The organism is Microbacterium sp. KUDC0406 (genome assembly GCF_021582875.1).
Taxonomy (GTDB): domain Bacteria; phylum Actinomycetota; class Actinomycetes; order Actinomycetales; family Microbacteriaceae; genus Microbacterium.
The window spans coordinates 3,095,140-3,112,811 of record NZ_CP091138.1; the positions used below are offsets into that span (position 1 = coordinate 3,095,140).

At 68.3% G+C, this 17,672-nt stretch carries 14 protein-coding genes and 2 pseudogenes; 9 read left to right on the top strand and 7 right to left on the bottom strand.

Features of this window, described 5'->3' with window-relative positions; genetic code table 11:
* The first annotated feature begins 60 nt into the window (after positions 1-60).
* The 5 genes and pseudogenes from L2X99_RS15280 (at position 61) to L2X99_RS15300 (ending at position 5,302) form a co-directional block, all read left to right on the top strand.
* Positions 61-1,434 carry an ABC transporter substrate-binding protein gene (locus L2X99_RS15280; RefSeq protein WP_236126006.1) on the top strand — a complete coding sequence of 458 codons (1,374 nt, stop codon included), beginning with the start codon at positions 61-63 and terminating at the stop codon, positions 1,432-1,434.
* Between the two features lie 73 nt (positions 1,435-1,507).
* Complete coding sequence (locus tag L2X99_RS15285) at positions 1,508-2,434, top strand: carbohydrate ABC transporter permease (protein ID WP_236126005.1); 927 nt, start codon at positions 1,508-1,510, stop codon at positions 2,432-2,434.
* On the top strand, positions 2,434-3,330 hold the full coding sequence (locus L2X99_RS15290) for a carbohydrate ABC transporter permease (protein WP_236126004.1): 897 nt from the start codon (positions 2,434-2,436) through the stop codon (positions 3,328-3,330). Before L2X99_RS15285 ends, L2X99_RS15290 begins: the two co-directional genes overlap by 1 nt.
* Positions 3,331-3,401: 71 nt before the next feature.
* Positions 3,402-4,677, top strand: a pseudogene (locus L2X99_RS15295) (extracellular solute-binding protein).
* Positions 4,678-4,690: 13 nt separating this feature from the next.
* Positions 4,691-5,302: an AAA family ATPase gene (locus L2X99_RS15300; RefSeq protein WP_236126002.1), complete on the top strand. Its 612-nt coding sequence runs from the start codon at positions 4,691-4,693 to the stop codon at positions 5,300-5,302.
* Here L2X99_RS15300 and L2X99_RS15305 read toward each other — a convergent pair.
* Positions 5,299-7,338 (bottom strand): HelD family protein, encoded by a 2,040-nt coding sequence (locus tag L2X99_RS15305; protein ID WP_236135353.1) that lies wholly within the window; start codon positions 7,336-7,338, stop codon positions 5,299-5,301. The genes L2X99_RS15300 and L2X99_RS15305 overlap by 4 nt on opposite strands.
* Positions 7,339-7,526: 188 nt before the next feature.
* Between L2X99_RS15305 and L2X99_RS15310 the strand changes: the two genes are divergently transcribed.
* Together L2X99_RS15310 and L2X99_RS15315 are read left to right on the top strand one after the other, a co-directional pair.
* Positions 7,527-8,045 carry an AAA family ATPase gene (locus L2X99_RS15310; RefSeq protein ID WP_236126000.1) on the top strand — a complete coding sequence of 173 codons (519 nt, stop codon included), beginning with the start codon at positions 7,527-7,529 and terminating at the stop codon, positions 8,043-8,045.
* 253 nt (positions 8,046-8,298) lie between these two features.
* Positions 8,299-9,747, top strand: a complete 1,449-nt coding sequence (locus tag L2X99_RS15315) for an HNH endonuclease signature motif containing protein (protein ID WP_236125999.1) — start codon at positions 8,299-8,301, stop codon at positions 9,745-9,747.
* A gap of 411 nt (positions 9,748-10,158) precedes the next feature.
* On the opposite strand, the gene L2X99_RS15320 is transcribed toward L2X99_RS15315, so the two are convergent.
* From L2X99_RS15320 to L2X99_RS15340, 5 genes are read right to left on the bottom strand one after another with little or no spacing between them, the layout of a single operon-like run.
* Positions 10,159-11,694, bottom strand: a complete 1,536-nt coding sequence (locus tag L2X99_RS15320; protein ID WP_236125998.1) for a DUF4185 domain-containing protein — start codon at positions 11,692-11,694, stop codon at positions 10,159-10,161.
* A 34-nt stretch (positions 11,695-11,728) separates the two neighbouring features.
* The gene (locus tag L2X99_RS15325; protein ID WP_236135354.1) at positions 11,729-13,309 is read right to left on the bottom strand and encodes a DUF4185 domain-containing protein; all 1,581 of its coding nucleotides are present in this window, start codon (positions 13,307-13,309) and stop codon (positions 11,729-11,731) included.
* Positions 13,302-14,429, bottom strand: coding sequence for a DUF4185 domain-containing protein (locus L2X99_RS15330; RefSeq protein WP_236125996.1), 1,128 nt, complete (start codon positions 14,427-14,429; stop codon positions 13,302-13,304). The genes L2X99_RS15325 and L2X99_RS15330 overlap by 8 nt, the downstream gene beginning before the upstream one ends.
* A 1-nt stretch (position 14,430) precedes the next feature.
* Positions 14,431-15,174 (bottom strand): SDR family oxidoreductase, encoded by a 744-nt coding sequence (locus tag L2X99_RS15335; RefSeq protein WP_236125995.1) that lies wholly within the window; start codon positions 15,172-15,174, stop codon positions 14,431-14,433.
* A complete protein-coding gene (locus tag L2X99_RS15340) occupies positions 15,171-16,292 on the bottom strand; it encodes a glycoside hydrolase family 172 protein (protein WP_236135355.1) in 1,122 nt (373 codons plus the stop codon). Before L2X99_RS15340 ends, L2X99_RS15335 begins: the two co-directional genes overlap by 4 nt.
* 83 nt (positions 16,293-16,375) lie before the next feature.
* Between L2X99_RS15340 and L2X99_RS15345 the strand changes: the two are divergent.
* Both L2X99_RS15345 and L2X99_RS15350 read left to right on the top strand, forming a co-directional pair.
* Positions 16,376-16,456, top strand: a pseudogene (locus tag L2X99_RS15345) (hypothetical protein); the annotation flags it as partial.
* Between the two features lie 55 nt (positions 16,457-16,511).
* On the top strand, positions 16,512-17,381 hold the full coding sequence (locus L2X99_RS15350; RefSeq protein ID WP_236135356.1) for a LacI family DNA-binding transcriptional regulator: 870 nt from the start codon (positions 16,512-16,514) through the stop codon (positions 17,379-17,381).
* A 6-nt stretch (positions 17,382-17,387) separates the two neighbouring features.
* On the opposite strand, the gene L2X99_RS15355 is transcribed toward L2X99_RS15350, so the two are convergent.
* Positions 17,388-17,660 carry a DUF2730 domain-containing protein gene (locus tag L2X99_RS15355; RefSeq protein WP_236125992.1) on the bottom strand — a complete coding sequence of 91 codons (273 nt, stop codon included), beginning with the start codon at positions 17,658-17,660 and terminating at the stop codon, positions 17,388-17,390.
* Positions 17,661-17,672 lie beyond the last annotated feature (12 nt).

Here is a 17,672-nt window from a genome sequence, read left to right on the forward strand (position 1 = left end):
CTCGGCACCTGCCGATCACAGCAACGATTCGAGGACGAGTCGAGTTCCTGAGGAGGAACCATGGCAATCAACACTCCCCGGACGCGGAGGGCGGCCCTCTCGGCCCTCGGCGTTCTCACGGCCGTCGGACTGCTCGCCGGCTGCGGCTCCGGCACCCCCGGCGAATCCGCCGGCGGTGGCGGTGGCGGCGGCGAGGGCGTCACCACGATCCAGTTCTGGCACCGGACGTTCACGCCGGTCGAGAACGACTGGTACAAGGACATCGTCAAGAAGTTCAACGCCTCGCAGAAGGACATCAAGGTCGTCGACACCGAGGTGCCGGCGGATGCCTGGGACCAGAAGATGAAGGCCGCGCAGGCCGCGGGCAAGGCGCCCGACATCTACACCCACTCCGGCAGCATCCAGGACGCGGTGAACGCCGGTCAGCTGTACGAGCTGAACAAGGTCGTCGACCAGTCGAAGCTCGACGAGATCATCGACCCGGCGCAGCCGGTCTCGCAGATCGGCGGCAAGTACTACGCCTACCCGCTGCTGCTCGAACCGCAGACCGTGCTGTTCTGGAACAAGGACATGCTCGACAAGGCGGGCGTCGACTCCGAGAACGGTCCTGAGACCTGGGACGACCTGCTCGCCGCGTGCGCCAAGATCCAGCCCACTCTCGCGAAGGGCACGTACTGCATCTCCCCGGCATCCGACGCCGCCACCTTCGCCTGGTCGACCGTCGGCCAGCAGTACAACTTCGCCGGACACACCGCTCTCACCGACGACTGGACCAAGCCCGACATCAACAACGACGGCTACAAGGATCTGATGTCGAAGTACAAGACCCTCTGGGACAAGGGCTACATGCCCAAGCAGGCGCTCGCGGCCTACGTCGAGGGCAAGGACTTCGGTCAGCAGAAGGTCGCCTTCAAGGTCTCCGGCTCGTGGATGATGTCCGAGATCGGCTCGGACTACAAGGACATGCTGACCAACACCGGCGTCGGCGCGTTCCCGAACTCCGCGGATGCCGACGGCCGCACCGCCACGACGCTCGGCAACTTCAAGTGGGTCATCGACGCGAAGAGCAAGAACCCCGAGGCGGCCGGGAAGTTCCTGGAGTGGTCGCTGGCCGGCGACCCGCAGAACCTCGTGCCGTTCTTCGTGAACACCCAGTTCACCAAGGTGCCCGTCCGCCAGTCGGTGCAGGACGCCGTCGCCGCGGATGAGAAGGCCGCGGATGCCCCGTGGTCGAAGGTCGTCATCGACGACATCGCCCCCACCGCCATCCCCGAGCCGACCTACCCGTGGGACGTCTCGCTGGCTGTCGGCACCGCGATGGAGACCGTGATGAAGGGCGCGGCGTCGCCCGACAAGGCGATCGCCACCGCCGAGGCGGCCATCCAGAAGGTCATCGACCGGGACAAGCTGCCCGAGAAGGCGCCGAAGAACTGATCGGGACCGGTGCTGGGGACGGACCCGACCGTCCCCAGCACCGGCATGCACCCCACACGAGACGGGATCGACGATGACGACCGCTGTGAGAGAAGAGCGCAGGCAGCAGCGCCTGCGCCATGACCGCTACCGCTACCGCGACACGAAGCTCGCGTTCCTGATGCTGGCGCCCGTGCTGATCCTGCTGGGGATCTTCGTGGTCTGGCCGGCGATCTACGCCGGATACCTGTCCTTCCAGGACTGGAGCTTCTACAAGGATCCGGTGTTCGTCGGCTGGAAGAACTTCGCCGATGTGCTCAGCGATCCGCTCTTCATCGCGACGATCGGCCGCGGATTCGTGTTCGTGCTGATGACCGTGCCGGCGATGCTCGTGCTCGCCTATCTCTTCTCGAGCCTGGTCGTGAGCGTGTCGAAGCGGTTCGCCAGCATCCTCAAGGTCAGCATCTACATCCCCACGATCATCTCCTCGGTGATCGCGTCGATCATCTTCGTGCTGATCTACGACTACTCGGGCGGCCTGCTCAACGCGTTCCTCGGAGTGTTCGGGATCGAGCCGATCGCCTGGCTGGGCGACCCGGCGTGGGCGCTGTTCGCGATCGCGATCCCCGCGATCTGGCTGGGCATGGGCCTCACCTCGCTCATCATGGTCGCGGCCATGGTCGACATCCCGGCCGAGTACTACGAGGCCGCCGCGATGGAGGGCGCCGGCTGGTGGCAGAAGACGCGGTACATCACCATCCCGCAGATGAAGAACGTGTTCCTCTACCTGCTGGTGACCGGATTCGTCGCCGCGATCCAGCAGTTCGAGCTGCCGCTGGTCATGACCAACGGCGGGCCGCTGGACTCGACCACCCTGCCGAACCTGTTCATCTTCAACCACTTCCGCAACGACATCAACGTGGGCTACTCGATCGCCGCGGCGCTGCTGCTGTTCGTCGTGCTCGGCTCGGTGTCGGCGCTCGTGTTCAAGTTCGTCAACTCCGAGAGGCTGGTCGACTGATGGCCGTCATGCAGGGTGAGACCACCCGGATCGTCCTCGCCGGCAAGGAGCCGCGCCGCAGCAGGATGCCGAAGACCTCGGGCGGCTGGGTGACCCTGGTCTTCAAGGCGCTCGCCGGAGCCGTCTTCGTGCTCGCCGCGCTGTTCCCGCTGGCCTGGATGGTGATCGCCGGCTTCAAGTCGAAGACCGAGGTCATCCAGACGCCGTTCCAGTTCTTCCCCGAGGTGTGGAAGTGGCAGAACTATGCGCAGATCATCTCGGATCCGACGTTCGCCACCACGATGGGCTGGACCTTCCTCGGCGCCGTGCTGTTCACCGTGCTGAGCCTGACCGTGAACTCGTTCGCCGCCTACGCGTTCGCCCGCCTGGACTTCCGGTTCAAGCGCACGATGTGGGTCATCGTGATCACCACGATGTTCATCCCCGGCATGACGATCCTGCTGACCAGCTTCATCGTGGTGACCCGGCTGTCGATGCTGGACACCCTCGCAGTGCTGGTGATCCCGGGCGCCGCGAGCGCCGCATCCGTGTTCTTCATCCGGCAGTTCTACCTGAACATCCCCGCCAGCCTCGAAGAAGCGGCCATGCTCGACGGCTGCGGCCGGTTCGGCATCTTCTGGCGCATCTTCCTGCCGCTCTCGAAGCCGCCCTTCGTCGTGATGGGCATCACCGCGTTCCTGGCGTACTGGAACTCGTACGTGTGGCCGATCATGACGATCACCACGCCGGAGCGGTTCGTCGTGCAGCAGTACCTGGCGACGTTCCGATCCGAGCGCAGCACCGAGCTGGGCCTGCTCATGGCGGGATCCGTGCTGGCAGCCGCTCCCGTGGTGATCCTGTTCCTCATCTTCCAGCGTCAGATCATCGGCAACATCAAGATGGCGGGGCTCAAGTAGCCCCGCACCGAGAGAGGGAAACCATGCGTGCAGCGACGAGGCTCACGATCGTGGTCGGCATCGTGGGCGCGATGACGGCGATCACTGCGTGCGGCAGCTCGACCCCGGATGCCGGAGAAGGGGACGGCACCACCGTCACCTTCTGGCAGAACAAGTTCTCGAACGAGGACAACGCCTGGTTCAAGAAGGCGGTCGACGACTACAACAAGTCGCAGGACGAGATCACGGTGAAGCTGACCGTGGTTCCCGGCGACGCCTGGGACCAGAAGCTGAAGGCCGCGCAGGCGGCGGGCACGGCCCCCGACATGTACACCATGAACTACTCGGCGGTGCCGATGAACGCCCGCAACAGCAAGCTGGCGCCCATCACCGAGTACATCGACCAGTCGGCCTGGGACGACCTGGACCCGACGGTTCCTCGACGCGGTGACGGTGGAAGGGAAGCAGTACGCCTATCCGCTGTACTACGAGCCCAGCGCCCTGCTGTACTACCGCACCGACCTGTTCGAGAAGGCCGGTCTCGATCCGGAGAACCCGCCGAAGACCTGGGACGACCTGATCGCTGCGGGCAAGAAGCTCAAGGCGGCCGACAGCAAGATCGTGCCGTTCGAGATCGCGCAGAATGCGGTGGAGCTGTCCTGGTCGACGTGGGGCGCGCAGTACGGGACGGCCGGGCACATGCCGATCACCGACGACTGGGCGGAGCCCGCCGTGACCGACGACTACACGCCGCTGTTCGAGTTCTACCAGGACCTCTACGGGCAGGGGATCATCCCCAAGCAGGCGCTCGCGCCCTACAGCGACGTGACTCCGCTGGGCCAGGGCAAGCTCGGCATGATGGCCGGCGGCTCGTGGGCGATCGGTCCGCTGCTCACCGACTACGCGAAGACCGCCAAGAACATCCAGGTCGCGGCGATGCCGACCGTCGACGGGGATCCGGAACGGACGACCTCGACCCTCGGCGGCTGGACCATCGGGGTCGACGCGAGGTCGAAGCACGTGAAGGAGGCGGCGGCCGCGATCAGCTGGATGCTGGCGGAGGATGCGTCGGTGCCGAGGGCGTACTTCACCGGGACGAAGTTCACCAAGCTCTCACCGCGCATGTCGATCGCCGAGGATCTCGCGCAGGACCCCGGCCGCTCGGCGAACCCGTTCTACGACGTGATGACCGAGGCCACCAAGACAGCGATCCTCGAGCCGACCTATGACTGGCAGGTGAGCCTGGCGATGGGCACCGCGCTGGAGAAGGCGATGCGCGGCGGCGACATCGACGCGGCCATGAAGGAGGCCAACCAGAAGATCGAGAAGACGATCGGCGATCTGGGTCTGGCCGACCAGAAGCACTGAGGGAGGGCGGCGGATGCTGCTCTCGGTCACAGGAGCCAGCGGCACGGGCAAGTCGACGGCGCTGGAGTCCCTCAGCCGGGTCGATCTCGGCCGGCCGGTGACGTGCGTCGAGTTCGATTCGATCGGTGTTCCCGAAGGAGCGGACACGTCCTGGCGGCACGGAGCGATCGAGCATTGGGTGCGCTTCGCCATCGATGCACAGGACCGCGGAGAGCACGTCCTGCTGTTCGGACAAGTTCCGCCGGGTGAGTTGCTCGCGGCGCCATCCGCCGACCGCCTCGACGGCATCGCGATCTGCGTGCTGCACTGCTCTCCGGAAGTCCAGGAGCGCCGTCTGATCGATCGCGGGGAGCCTGCCGACTCGCTCGTCCATCACCTCCGTTTCGGAGAGTGGATCCGTCACCATGCGGTGGACTCTTCGCACGAGCCTGAGGTCATCCGCACCGAGAGCGACGTGCCGATGCAATGGTCGCGGTGGGAGCGGCTGTCGGGAGACGACCCTCGCTGGCCGGTGAGTCTCATCGATGTGGATGCGCTCTCCCGCGTGGCTGTCACTGAACGGATCGAGAGGTGGGCCAGAGATGTGCTGGTCGGCGGCGTGAGCGCCGGTGTGCGGAAGCCCTAGCCGGTCACGAGGGTGAAGAGCCGCTTCGTCGCCCTGGTCTGCGCGACGTAGAGATCGCGGATGCCGGCTTCGCCGGCCGATTCGATCTCCTCGGGTTCGAGCAGGATCACGGTGTCGAACTCCAGTCCCCGCGCGTCGGACGCCGGCACAATCGACGCGTCGTGGATGCCGGCATCCAGCTCGGCCGCACGGTGCGCGGCGGCGATCACGCCGATCTGTTCTGCCGGATGCGAGTCGCGCAGCTCGGCGACGAGATCGTCGAGTGCCGCGGTGAGCTCGCCGGCATCGACGACGATGCGGGTCGGACGGTCGCCATGCCGGATCGAGCGGGAGAGCCGCTGGGCGGGAGCGATGCGGGCGAGTGCGGGCTCGCTCGCCTGCAGGATCTCCGCGGTGGTGCGGTAGTTCACGGTGAGCGTGTGGTGCGCGAACCGGTCCGCGCCGAACGGGCGCAGTGCCTCGTACCAGCTGCGGACGGTCGTGGCGGGGCCGGCCTGCGCGAGGTCGCCCACCACCGTCATCGATCGGCTCGGGCAGCGACGCAGCAGCATCCGCCACTGCATCTCCGAGAGCAGCTGCGCCTCGTCGACGACGATGTGCCCCCACACCGCGTCGGGAGGTCCATCGACGAGCGCACGCGCCTCATCCAGCAGCACCAGATCGGCGTCCGACCATCCGGTCGACGGGGCCGCGGCCAGGGCGGCGACGTCCTCCGCGGGCAGCATCCGTTCCAGGGCGGCGTGGTCGGAGAGCAGGCCGCGGACGACCTGCTCCGGACGGAGACGCGGCCAGACGCCCTCGACGATCCGGTCGACGCCGGGATCGACGAGCAGTTCGTCGCGGATGCGATCCCAGTCGATCTCCAGCTCGCCGTCGGACTCGCCGTCGCCGTCCTCGGCGAACATGCCGTCCAGGTCGATGCCGAGGACATCCCTGATCTCCTCCTCGAACTCCGTGACCTCCCGTGCGGTCTGCTGCTCGAGCTCGTCGACCAGGTCTTCGACGACATACTCGAGGAACAGCTCTCTGGCACGGTTGTGCGCGGCATCCCCCTGCAGCGCGCCGCGCCGCGCGGCGTCGACGCGAGTGGCGTCGAGCACGACGGTGCCATGCGCGGTCTGCAGCGTCAGCGACCGGCCCTGCGGCTGCCGGTCCTGCACCCAGCGCGCGAGCGCGTCGGCGAAGGCGGCGCCGCCCTTCAGCCGGGCGACCCGCTCCAGGTCCTGTGCGGTCGCGTCCGCCCCGATCAGATCGGATGCCGTCGCCAGCTGCACGTCGTTCTCGCCGAGCGACGGCAGCACCTCGGAGATGTACGTCAGGAAGCGTCGGTTGGGACCGAACACCAGCACGCCGCGCTCGGCGATGGCCGGAAAGGCGTACAGCACGTACGCCGCGCGGTGCAGAGCCACGATCGTCTTGCCGGTGCCAGGGCCGCCGTCGACCACCATGATCCCGCGGTGCGGCGACCTGACGATCTCGTCCTGCTCGGCCTGCAGAGTCGACGCGGCCTCCCGCATCCGACCCGTCCGCGCGCCGCTCAGTGCGGAGAGCAGGGGGCCGTCGCCGACGAGATCGTCGGCGGTCGGCGTCGTGCCGTCGAGGATCTCATCGGTGACATCGCTCACCCGGCGGCCGTCGAGGCGCAGATGCCTGCGCCGCCGCAGGCCGAGTGGGGACGTCATCGTCGCGGCGTAGAACGGGCGGGCGGCTTCGGCCCGCCAGTCCACGAGCAGCGCCTCGCCGTCCGGTGACGTCAGCCCGATCCGGCCGATGTGCAGCGATGCCCCGTTCGCGTCGTCGATGCGCCCGAAGCAGAGCGCGTGCTCTGCGCCGCGCAGCCGCCGCACGCCGTCGCTCAGTCGGGCGAGCTCGGCATCTCTGGCGAACAGGTCCGCCGGGCCTTCGACCTCTGCCGCCATCACCCGCGCCTGCGCGGCGAGTCCGCTGCTCACCCCCTCGTCGAGCAGTCGGTACATCTCATCGATCGTGTTCTGCTCGTGCTCCACCTGTCGCGCCGTGCCGACGCCCGCATCCACCCGCATCCTGCTCCCTCGTCCGGAGTCCACCCTGAGGGGTCGAGCCGCGGAACACAACGTTGACTTCGGAAGGAAGGCATGGCCTTGCGGGGCGCGTATGCGGCGCAGTGGGCATCTGCCGTGCGCCCGAGCGCGTCATTCGGGTGGCGTCGCTGCAGTCGCGGCCTCCCCACGACAGACTGACCATCATGCATCTCACCTTGCTATGCGACTTGTCCTTCGCCGGCAAGAGCACCCTGGCCGAACGGCTCGCGATCGAGCTGGATGCGCTCCTAGTCAGCCTCGATGCGATCAACCTGGAACGTGGCCTGCGAGGAGGGCAGGGGATTCCGATCGAGGAGTGGGCCAGAACGAACGAGATCGCGCACGAGCGCGCCTCCCGCCGTTTGACGGCAGGGAGGAGAGCCGTCGTGGACGACACCGGTTCTCCGCGCTTCATTCGAGAGGTTTGGAGGGCTGTCGCCGACGATGCCGGCGCCGGCTTCTCGCTGGTCTGGGTCCAGATCGACACGGAGCTTCAAAGGGAACGCGTGCTGATGAACAGAGACGATCCGATGAGGCCGGACGTGATCGATCGGGTCCTCGACAAGCATCGGGAGCAATTCGAGCAACCGACGGCGGACGAGGACGCGATCGTCGTGGACGCGCGCCACACCGCGAACCCGGAGATCGTCAGGCCGGTGGCGGACGCGATCCTGAACGCGTAACGGTCACTTGCGAGTCCCCTTGCTGGTGCACCGCTCGTCAAGGCCGGATCGGAGCGTGTCCGTGACGCGCGACTCGTACCGCCCATCCGCGCCAGCCGACGTCGTTCCCGCCCTCCTCCTCGCGGGCATTCGGGAGCACAGTGTCGCGGTCCACTGTTCCTCCACAGCGGCCTCTCCGACGGATCTTTCCACACCACGCATCGAGTGTCTGACCGGGGATTCCGATGTCGGTGGCCCCTTGTTGAATGGACGTATGACATCGACGGTGAACGCCTCACTCGAGCAGCTGGACGCGCTGCTCGAAGAGGTGTGTTCGTCGGCCGAGGTCGAGCGTCAGTTCGACGCGGCGCCGGCGTCAGAACTGATCGACACCCTGGTGCTCGCCGGGCGGGTGCAGCGGCGGGTCGAGGCGGTGATCGTCGAGGCGACGGCGCAGGTGCTCGACCGTGACCTGCGCGAGCGGGATGCCCGAGTGTCAACCCGTGCCGGATGTCGCGATGCGGCAGAGCTGCTGCGCCGCACGCTGCGCGTCGACGGGCAGACCGCGCGTAAGTACGTGTCGGCGGCTGGCGGAGTGCATCGCGATGTGGAACTGACCTCGGGTGCGCGGCTGCCGGCGAAGTACGAGCAGTTGCACGCCGCACTGCTCGACGGTGAGCTCTCGCTGAGCGGATTCCTCGCCTGCACCGCGCCGATCGATGCCGCGCATCCGCGGCTGAGCCGCGACGAGATCGCCCGGGCCGATGCCGTGCTCGCGGGGGCTGCCCGCGGGCACGATCTCGAGACGGGGGAAGCGGGCGGACCGCCGCCCACGACCGACGAGCTTGCCGCGTTCGCGCATCGCATCGTCGCGAATCTGGATCCCGACGGCGAGGACCCCGACGGCACACAGGCCGATCGGCGCCGTGGTCTCACCCTGGGTCGGCTCCGCGACGGCGTCGTGCCGGTGCGCGGCTCACTGCTGCCCGAGGTCGCCGGTCAGCTGCAGCGCATCTGGGACAGCATCCTGAATCCGAAGGCCGACGCCGCTTCCGCGACCGGGGTCGCGTTCCGGCCGGCAGGCGAGTCTGACGACGACGAACCGGTCGATGAGCGCACGCCCGCTCAGAAGAGGCACGACGCGCTGGCCACCGCGCTGAACATCGCGGCCGCCTCCGGACAGCTCCCCACGTTGGGCGGCGCAGCGCCGACCCTGGTGGTCTCGGTGTCGGCATCCGACTACGCCGCAGGCACGGGGCGGGCGACCATCGAGGGCACCGGCTGGGACGTTCCGCTCCGCACGGCCGCGCACGCCGGCTGTGCCGGCGGCATCCAGCGGGTGCTGTTCGACGAACACGGCGCGATCGTCGGTATCGGCACCTCGGCCCGCATCTTCAACGCCCTGCAGCGCCGCGCGATCGTGCTGCGCGATCGCGAGTGCCTCATTCCCGGATGCCACGTCCCCGCCGCCTGGTGCGAGGTGCACCACGTACGCGAGCATGCCGACGGCGGCCCGACACACACTGACAACGGCGTCGCCCTCTGCTGGCACCACCATCGCACCCTCGACGTCAGCGGCTGGCAGATCCGCATGCGCGCCGGAGTGCCCGAGATCCGCGGCCCCGGCTGGTGGGATCCGAGCGGCCGATGGCGACGCCCCCGTACGCGAGCGGGGTCCGACGGCGGCCTCGCCGCAGCGCTCGCCCGGGAACGAGTGTCGTAGACGCTGATCGGGACTCCGGCCGGCGGAGTCATCGCCACGCCGGTTGGCGGGATTGCGGCGCTTCGGCGCGGGGTGTGTGTCGATGAGGCCGAGCTGGTTGCCGGCGGGGGGCACCGCGTTCCGACGCGACCGAGTGTTGTGGAACCGGCCAGCGAGGTAGCCGCCGCGCTCCGGCGCGCGCGAGTGTCGTGGCCGCCGTGCGATCACCGCGACGTCGGCGACGCGCTCGGCGACTTCTCGTGGCGTCGGATCATCCACGTCGATTACGTGGCCGCCGCGCGCCGTATCGACGAGCGAGCGCGAGAGTCCCTCGTACCCGGCGAGGAACCTGTCTGTCGTGCCGTGGGACGTCGCGATCGCGGGGAACCAGCATCCGCCGGGATCGTGTCCCGACCCCGGCGGACGCCCTCCTCAGGGCACCTTCGTGAGCGAGACGTCGTCCAGCTGCATCCAGATGTCGCCGCTGTTCGTCCACACGCCGCCGAACACCTGCACGGCGTCGTGATCGCCGCTGTCGAACTCGACGGCGAACCGGGTCCACGCCCCGACCGAGTGGAAGTTCACCTCGCCGATCGGTGTGCCGTCCAGCGTCCGCGCGCCGAAGAACCCGTTGTCGCTGTTCACCGACGTCCGCAGGAACCCGGTCACCCGGTAGTGCGTGTTCCGCTCCACGGCGACGTCCTGCCAGATGTCGCGCCAGCCGCTGTTGTACCGCACGAACGCCCGGCGATCGCCTGTGAAGCCGGCGGCCGGCGACGTGTCGATGCCCGAGTTCGGCTTCGCACCCCAGGTGCCGCCGCTGCCGTCGCCGAGCACATCGGACCGCTCGAAACTCGCATCGGCGACGAGGTTCGGGTCGACGATGTTGCCCTGGCGATCGATGCGCAGATGCATCAGATACGCGTTGTACGGGTTCCACTGCGACATCGTGAAGTAGATCTCGCCGTCCTTGTTCCAGGGGTGGAAGTAGCCGCCGTACAGCGCGGGATAGTCGGTCGAACTGGCGACCGTCTGCGCCGGCGACCACGGACCCTCCGGCTTCTTCGCCGTGCGCATGACGATGTCCTCTCCCACGAGCGACATCATCAGGTAGCGCTTGCTGTAGGTGTCGTACCGCACCGACATCTCGCTCATCGGGGCATCCATCACGGCCACCGCCGCCGACTCGTCCTTGCTCCACCGCTTGCCGTCCCAGTACCGGTACGCCTTCTCGTCGAGCAGCTTCTTCGCCGGGACCTTCGCCACGGATGCCGGGCCGTTGCGACCGTTCTGGGTGCCGAACACGTAGATCGTGCCGCCCTTCTGCACCCACGCCTGCATCTGGAACGGGTCATCGCCGTCGGGGTTCTCCCACCGGGTGTCCGAGACCTTCCAGGTGCTGCCGCCATCGTCGGAGTAGGCGATGCCGGCGTGATTGGTGTCCCACATTCCGGGCGGACCCCACTTCCGCACCGACATGAACCCGAGGTACTGGCGCTTACCGACCGAGATCCCGGTGGTCGGGATCGTGGTGATCTCGTCGCCGTCGATCTTCTTCGACGGGATGATCTGCCGTGCGTACCCGTCGGGACCCTGAGCGGCCCAGTCGAACAGCATCCCGTCGGCGAGCTCGGCGTCCGACGACCGCACCAGCACGTTGCTGCGCCAATTGCCGTTCGGCGGTGCTCCGCCGCCCGGACCGACCCACGCGTTGCCGAACGTGTCGCCGAACGCGGTCAGCACATGGCCCCTCCCGTCATCCCACATGATGCCGAGGTCGGTCGATTTGATGTCCCACCGACCCCAGGTGTTGTTCGGGGCATCCGGGCCGGTGAGCTTCTCGACAACGGTGGCCGGCGTGCGCGCCGTGGTCGCCTCGGCCGGTGGCGGTGCGGATGCCGCCGCGAGGGCGACGACGGTGAGGGATGCCGCTGCGGCACCCGCCAGGACCTTCTTCAGGGGCGTCATTGCCTTTCCTTTCTCGAGTCGCCGAGCGGCGACGTCAGGCCCAGACCTCCAGTTCGGAGATCGAGGTGAAACGCATCGGCCCGCCCGGCTCGCCGGTCAGGCGGATGCCGTCGGCCACGACGGGCGGGAAGTCGAAGACGTACTCGTCGAACTCGAGGGCGGTGAAGTCGGTCGGGTACGGCGGCGACACCGTGGCATCCACCGCCGCCCACGTGCCGTCGATCCGCACCTCCACGCGCGGGGGCGCAGCGAACCAGCCGCCCAGGGAGTCCTGCGGTCCCGGCACGTACACGAGGCGGGACATCCGTCGCGGCGCGGCCCACTCGTAGCCCCAGACGTCCTCGCCGGTGCCGGGGCCGAAGGCGGAGTCCTCGGCGATCGTGCGATCGCCGTCGTTCAGCACGACCTCCTGCCCCTCGCGCACGCGGGCCACCAGGGGCGAGGCGCCACTGAGGGCGAGATTGCCCGACGCCTCGACCGCGGCATCCGTTCCCGGGTCGAACCGCACCCGGCGCAGCCCGAAGCAGTACGCCCGCCCGCCGCGCGACGACGCCGGCACGAACCAGTTGCTCTGCAGCCACATCTCGGTGCCGTCTTCGGAGATGTACTTCGAAGGGATCGTCGGCGCGTAGCCGCCGTGCTTCGCCAGCGGCGACCGGGGGCCGTGCCACGGGAAGTGCCCGAAGTCGTGGCTGTGCAGCAGCCGCCACGGGCCCCACGGTGCCGGAGCCTCGAAGAACTCGAAGGTGTACTCGCTCCAGGTCGAGTAGAGGTAGCGGCCGAGACCCGGGTTCCACACCACCGATCCCTGTGCGATGCAGGTGAAGTCGTGCGCTGCCATGCCGAAGGCGGGCGTCGGGTAGAACCCCCGTTCATCCACGAGCACCGGGCGCTTCTTCGCGATGTCCGCGGTCCATTCCGCAGGGCCCGCGTAGAACTCCCAGGCATCGATGTCCTGCACGCGGTCCGCAGACACTCGCGCGAGGAAGAGCTCGGTCGGGTCGGGCACCCGCTTCGAGAATGAGGTGCGCCAGTTGCCGTCGATTCCGTAGGCGTACACCCACTCCGAACCGCCGTTCGCCTGCCCCAGGTCGAGGAACATCACGGTCGTGAAGGCGTGGTCGTGGAACATCGGCCCGTCGGGCCAGGTCCAGGTGCGGCCGAGGTCGTCGCTGCGGACGATCGTCGCGGCGTGCGCCTCATTGAAGGTGTCGGGGGAGTCGCCGCAGCGCAGGTCCTGCACGGCGAGGAACAGCACGTCGCGCCCGTCGAGTCGCACGCAGACCATGCCGGTCGGCTTGCGGTTGAAGCGCTCCGCATCCCAGATCGGCGCGACGGCGTCGCCGTCGGCGAGGCGCTCGCCGGTCAGGCCGGCCTGCGGCATCCCGTCGATCCGGTTCACCAGGATGTCGCTCCAGCCGTGCCGTGCGAACCCGGTGCCGTCGCCGGCGGCGGCGTAGAGCGCGTCGTCGGACGCCCAGGCCGAGGGCCACAGGTCGCCGTCGCTCGCGGTCAGCACCGTGTTCGCCTGATCGACGTGGGCGATCCGCAGCCGCAGCGGAGCGGATGCCGGGTTCACCGGCACCCCGTCCACGATCGGGTGTCCGTCAGCCACCGAGCGTCATCTCCCTCAGCCCGAACCAGTACGAACTCACGCCGGCCGGGGCGCACGGGCAGACGTTCGACTGCACCCACATCGTCTTCTCGTCGTCGGTGACGAACTTCGACGGCACGGTCGTGCCGTAGCCGCCGATGCGGTCCTCCTGCCACGGGTACTCGCCGAAGTCCTCGGAGTGGAAGAGCGTCCACGGGCCCCACGGTTTCGGCGCCTCGTAGAACTCGAAGGTGTACTCGGTCCACGAGGTGTACAGGTATCGATCGTGCTTCGGCAGGTAGGTCACCCCACCCTGCGAGAGCACGCTCAGGTCGTGCACGCGGCGATCGTCGACGAGCACCGGCTGCTTCTTCGCGATGTCGGTGGTCCAGTCCGGCTGGGTCCCTGAGCCTGTCGACGAAGGGCCGGCGTAGAACTCCCACGTCGCGGCATCCTGTACCGACTTCACCGGAACTCTGGCGAGGAACAGCTCGGTCGGGTCGGGCACGATGTCGGTGAACGAGTCGCGCCAGTTGCCGTCCAGGCCGTAGGCGTAGACGTACTTCTTGTCGGGCCGCCGCTCGGCGTCCTTGCCGTAGTCGGCGAACCAGATCGTCGTGAACACTCCGTCGGCGAACATCGGCGCAGACGTGTCCCACGACCAGGTCCGCCCGTGGTCGTCGCTGCGCGCGATGGTCGCGTTCGGTGCGGCGTTGAAGTCCGGCGCGAGATCCTGCACGGCCAGATACAGCGAGCCGTCGACGCACAGCATGCCGGTCGGCTTGCGCGTGTACCCCTCCTCGGCGGTCCACACCTGCCCGAGATCGTCACCGGTGGCGAGTCCCTCGCCGGTCAGATCAGATGCTCCGCTGTTCTCGGATGCCGGTGACCCGTCGATCCGGTTCATCACGATGTCGCTCGTGACGCTGCCGAAGCCCGCGCCGTCGCCGTTCGCGGCGTACATCGCATCGTCGTCTGACCAGCAGTTCGGCCACAGGTCGCCGTCGGAGACTCCGATGGCGGTGGGAGCGTCGGTCACCGAGGCCGAGTCGATCGGCTCGGATGAGGACGCGCACCCGGCGAGCACGAGCACGAGCAGCACGACGGTCGAAGCCGCGGTCACCGCCCGTCTCGCGCTCATCTCACCAGACCGTGTAGCCGCCGTCGGCGATGACGTCCGATCCCGTCATGAAGCTCGACTCGTCGGATGCCAGGAACAGGATGACGGACGCGATCTCGTCGGGCGTCCCTAGCCGGCCCATCGGGGTGCGCTCGCGCCAGGTCTCGCCGAGCGCCGGGTCGTCGGCCAGCACCTGCGCGGTGAGGTCGGTCGCGATGTATCCGGGCGACACCGAGTTCACCCGCACACCGCGGTCGGCCCACTCGCCGGCCAGGGTCTTCGTGAGGTGCACGACGCCGGCCTTCGCCGCGTTGTAGCTCGACTGCTTCTGCGGGAAGTTGCTGATGCTGCCGCTCATCGACGCGATGTTCACGATCGAGCCGCGGCCGGCGTCGAGCATGAGCCGCCCGAACGCCTGGCAGACGAAGAACGTGCCGTTCAGATCGATGTCGACCACCCGGCGCCAGTCGTCGACCGGCATGTCCTCAGCGCTCGCCGAGCGCACGATGCCGGCCGCGTTCAGCACCACGTCGGGGGCGCCGTGCCGGGCGGCGATGTCGGCGGCGACGGACGCCACGGCTGAGGCATCCGTCACATCGACCTGCACGAACTCGGCGTCGACATCGTCGGTCATCGCGAGGTCGAGTACGACCACCCGGCATCCCTGCTCGAGGAAGCGCCGCACGGTCTCCAGGCCGATGCCGCGCCCGCCGCCGGTGACGACGACCAGCCGCCCGGCCAGCGAGGGATAGGTCGTGTGCGTCATGACTGCGGCTCCCGCGGAGGCGTCGCACCGATGTCGGGAACCGGGGCGGTTCCTAGGTGCACCTCCAGATCGTCGGCGCTGGGGCTCTTCGGGCGCCGTGCCGTCGGACGGTCGAGGTAGAACATCGCCGTCGACGCGATGTCGTCGCGCAGCGGCAGGTAGCGCCAGCCGCTGCGCCAGCCGAGTGCCTGGATATCGACCTTCGGGATGCCGGTGGCGAAGTGGATCGGGTCCTGCAGATGCCAGCGGTACATGCCGAAGCGCTGCTGACTGACGTACAGCCCGTCGGGACGGATCACCTGCGGCATGCCCAGATACGGAGTCGAGAACGCGGTGTACCCCTGGCCGGGGATGTCGAAGTTCCAGGCGCCGCCGAAGTAGTCCTCGGTGCCGGTGCCGCAGATCGTGGGGTACTCGTCATCGTCGTCGAGGTAGAACTTGATCTCGCCCTCGCCCCACCAGCCGTTGGAGTTCACGCCCCAGGCGATGTAGGTGCCCACGTACTGGCCCTGGCCCTCGATGCCCTCCAGGATCACGTGCGGCGTGAGCTCTTCCAGGGGGTTGGACCGGCGCCACTGGGCGTGGAAGTAGCCGTCGTTCGAGTAGTCGCCCCCGGTCTCGTAGGTCACCTGGTAGTACACCCGCACGTCGACGGTCGAGGTGTTCTCGATGGTCAGGCGCGCCCCGTCGCGGAACGGCATCGGCCAGTAGGAGTTGAAACCGCCGTGCGGGTTCGCGGCGATCGCCTGGGAGTTCACCTGCGCGAACACGCCCCAGCCGTTGCAGAAGAAGTCGCCGTAGGGCACCTCGACGGCAGGCTCCTCGGCGCCGTCCCAGTAGGCGCGCAGCAGGAGGGTGCGCCAGTTGTCGGTGTGCGTGGTGATCCAGATGTGGGTGATCTTGCCGGCGCCGGTGATGGAGGCCAGTTCGAAGGTCTCGCCGGCCTTGATGTCGACGCTGGGGGAGATCTTCCAACCCGGGCCGAGGTCGCGCGCGCAGTCGGCACCGGTGCCCTCGGTGGCCCTGGCGCCCCCTCCGACGGTGCCGTCGAAGTTCTCCGGCGAGATCGAACGGGTCTGCACCTGACGAAGGGCAGAGATCGAGTTCAGGTCGGGCATGCGTGCACATCCTCGTGTCGGCGGTGGGTGTTCCGTCACAGTACCGATTCGCGCGCTCTGTTGCAATCGATTTCAACACGATAATGTGGCCTGACGGTACAAGTCATGGGGGAGCCGTGTCCACGATCTACGACGTCGCGCAACTCGCCGGGGTGTCCCCGGCGACGGTGTCGCGCGTGTTCAACGGCGCGGGGGTGTCGGACGCCAAGGTCACCGTCGGTGCGGAATGCTGCCAAGCAGCTGAACTTCACGCCGAACCGTGCGGCCCGCACGCTGCGCAGGCAGAGCTCCGAGGTCATCGCCCTCGTGATCCCCGACATCGAGAACCCCTACTTCACCGAGATGGCGCGCGGTGTGGAGGATGTCGCGAGCGAGGCCGGCTACTCGGTCGTGCTGTGCAACTCCGACGCCCAGATCGACAAGGAGTCGACTTATCTGCGCATCGCGATGGCGGAGAACATGTCGGGCGTGATCCTCGCCGCGGCATCCGACCACACCAGCCTCGACGCGATCCTCGCCACCGGACGCCCGATCGTCGCGGTCGACCGCAGCACCGGGTACGACATCGACGGCGTCGTGATGGCCAACCGTGACGCGGGCCGGCAGGCGACCGCGCACATGCTCCGCACGCACCGCAGGGTCGCGTACATCGGCGGGCCCGAGCACATCGAGACCTCGGCGGATCGCGCCGAGGGCTGGCGGCTCGCCCACCGCGACGCGGGCATCGCCGCGCCCGAGGACCTGCTGCGTTTCTCGTCCTTCCGCGTCGACGGCGGCCGCGCCGTGATGGAGGAGCTGCTCGCCCTGCCCGAGCCGCCGGATGCGGTCGTCGCGGGCAACAACCTCATCGGCGTCGGGGCGATCCAGGTGCTCACCGAGCACGACCTCACACCGCCGCGGATCGGCGTCGCCGTGGTGGGCTCGCTGCCGTTCACCACGCTCTCACCGAGTGCTGTCACGGTCGTGCGGCTGCCCGCCCGGCACATGGGCGTCACGGCCGCGCGGATGCTGCTGGAGCGCATCCGCGGCGATGAGCAGCCGGCCCGTACCGTGGTGCTGCGCAACGACCTGCAGGCCGCGACGCGCTGACGCGCGTCAGTGCGAACCTGAGCCCCAGAGCCGGGTGGCGAGGTTCGCCACCTCTTTGTCGAGTGCGGTGAACTTCGCGTCCTGCGCCTCGAAGCGCGCGTTCATCTCGCTGCGCAGGGCGTCGATCTTCGCGTCGACGCTGTCGAACCGTGCAGTGACGCCGCCGATCTCTGCGCGGATGACGCGACTGAACGTCGTCGTCATCAGTGTCATGCCGCCGAGCATCACGGCCGCGAACACGCCGATGAGCGTCCACACCTGCGGGTCGTTCATCTCCATGCCTCCATTCTC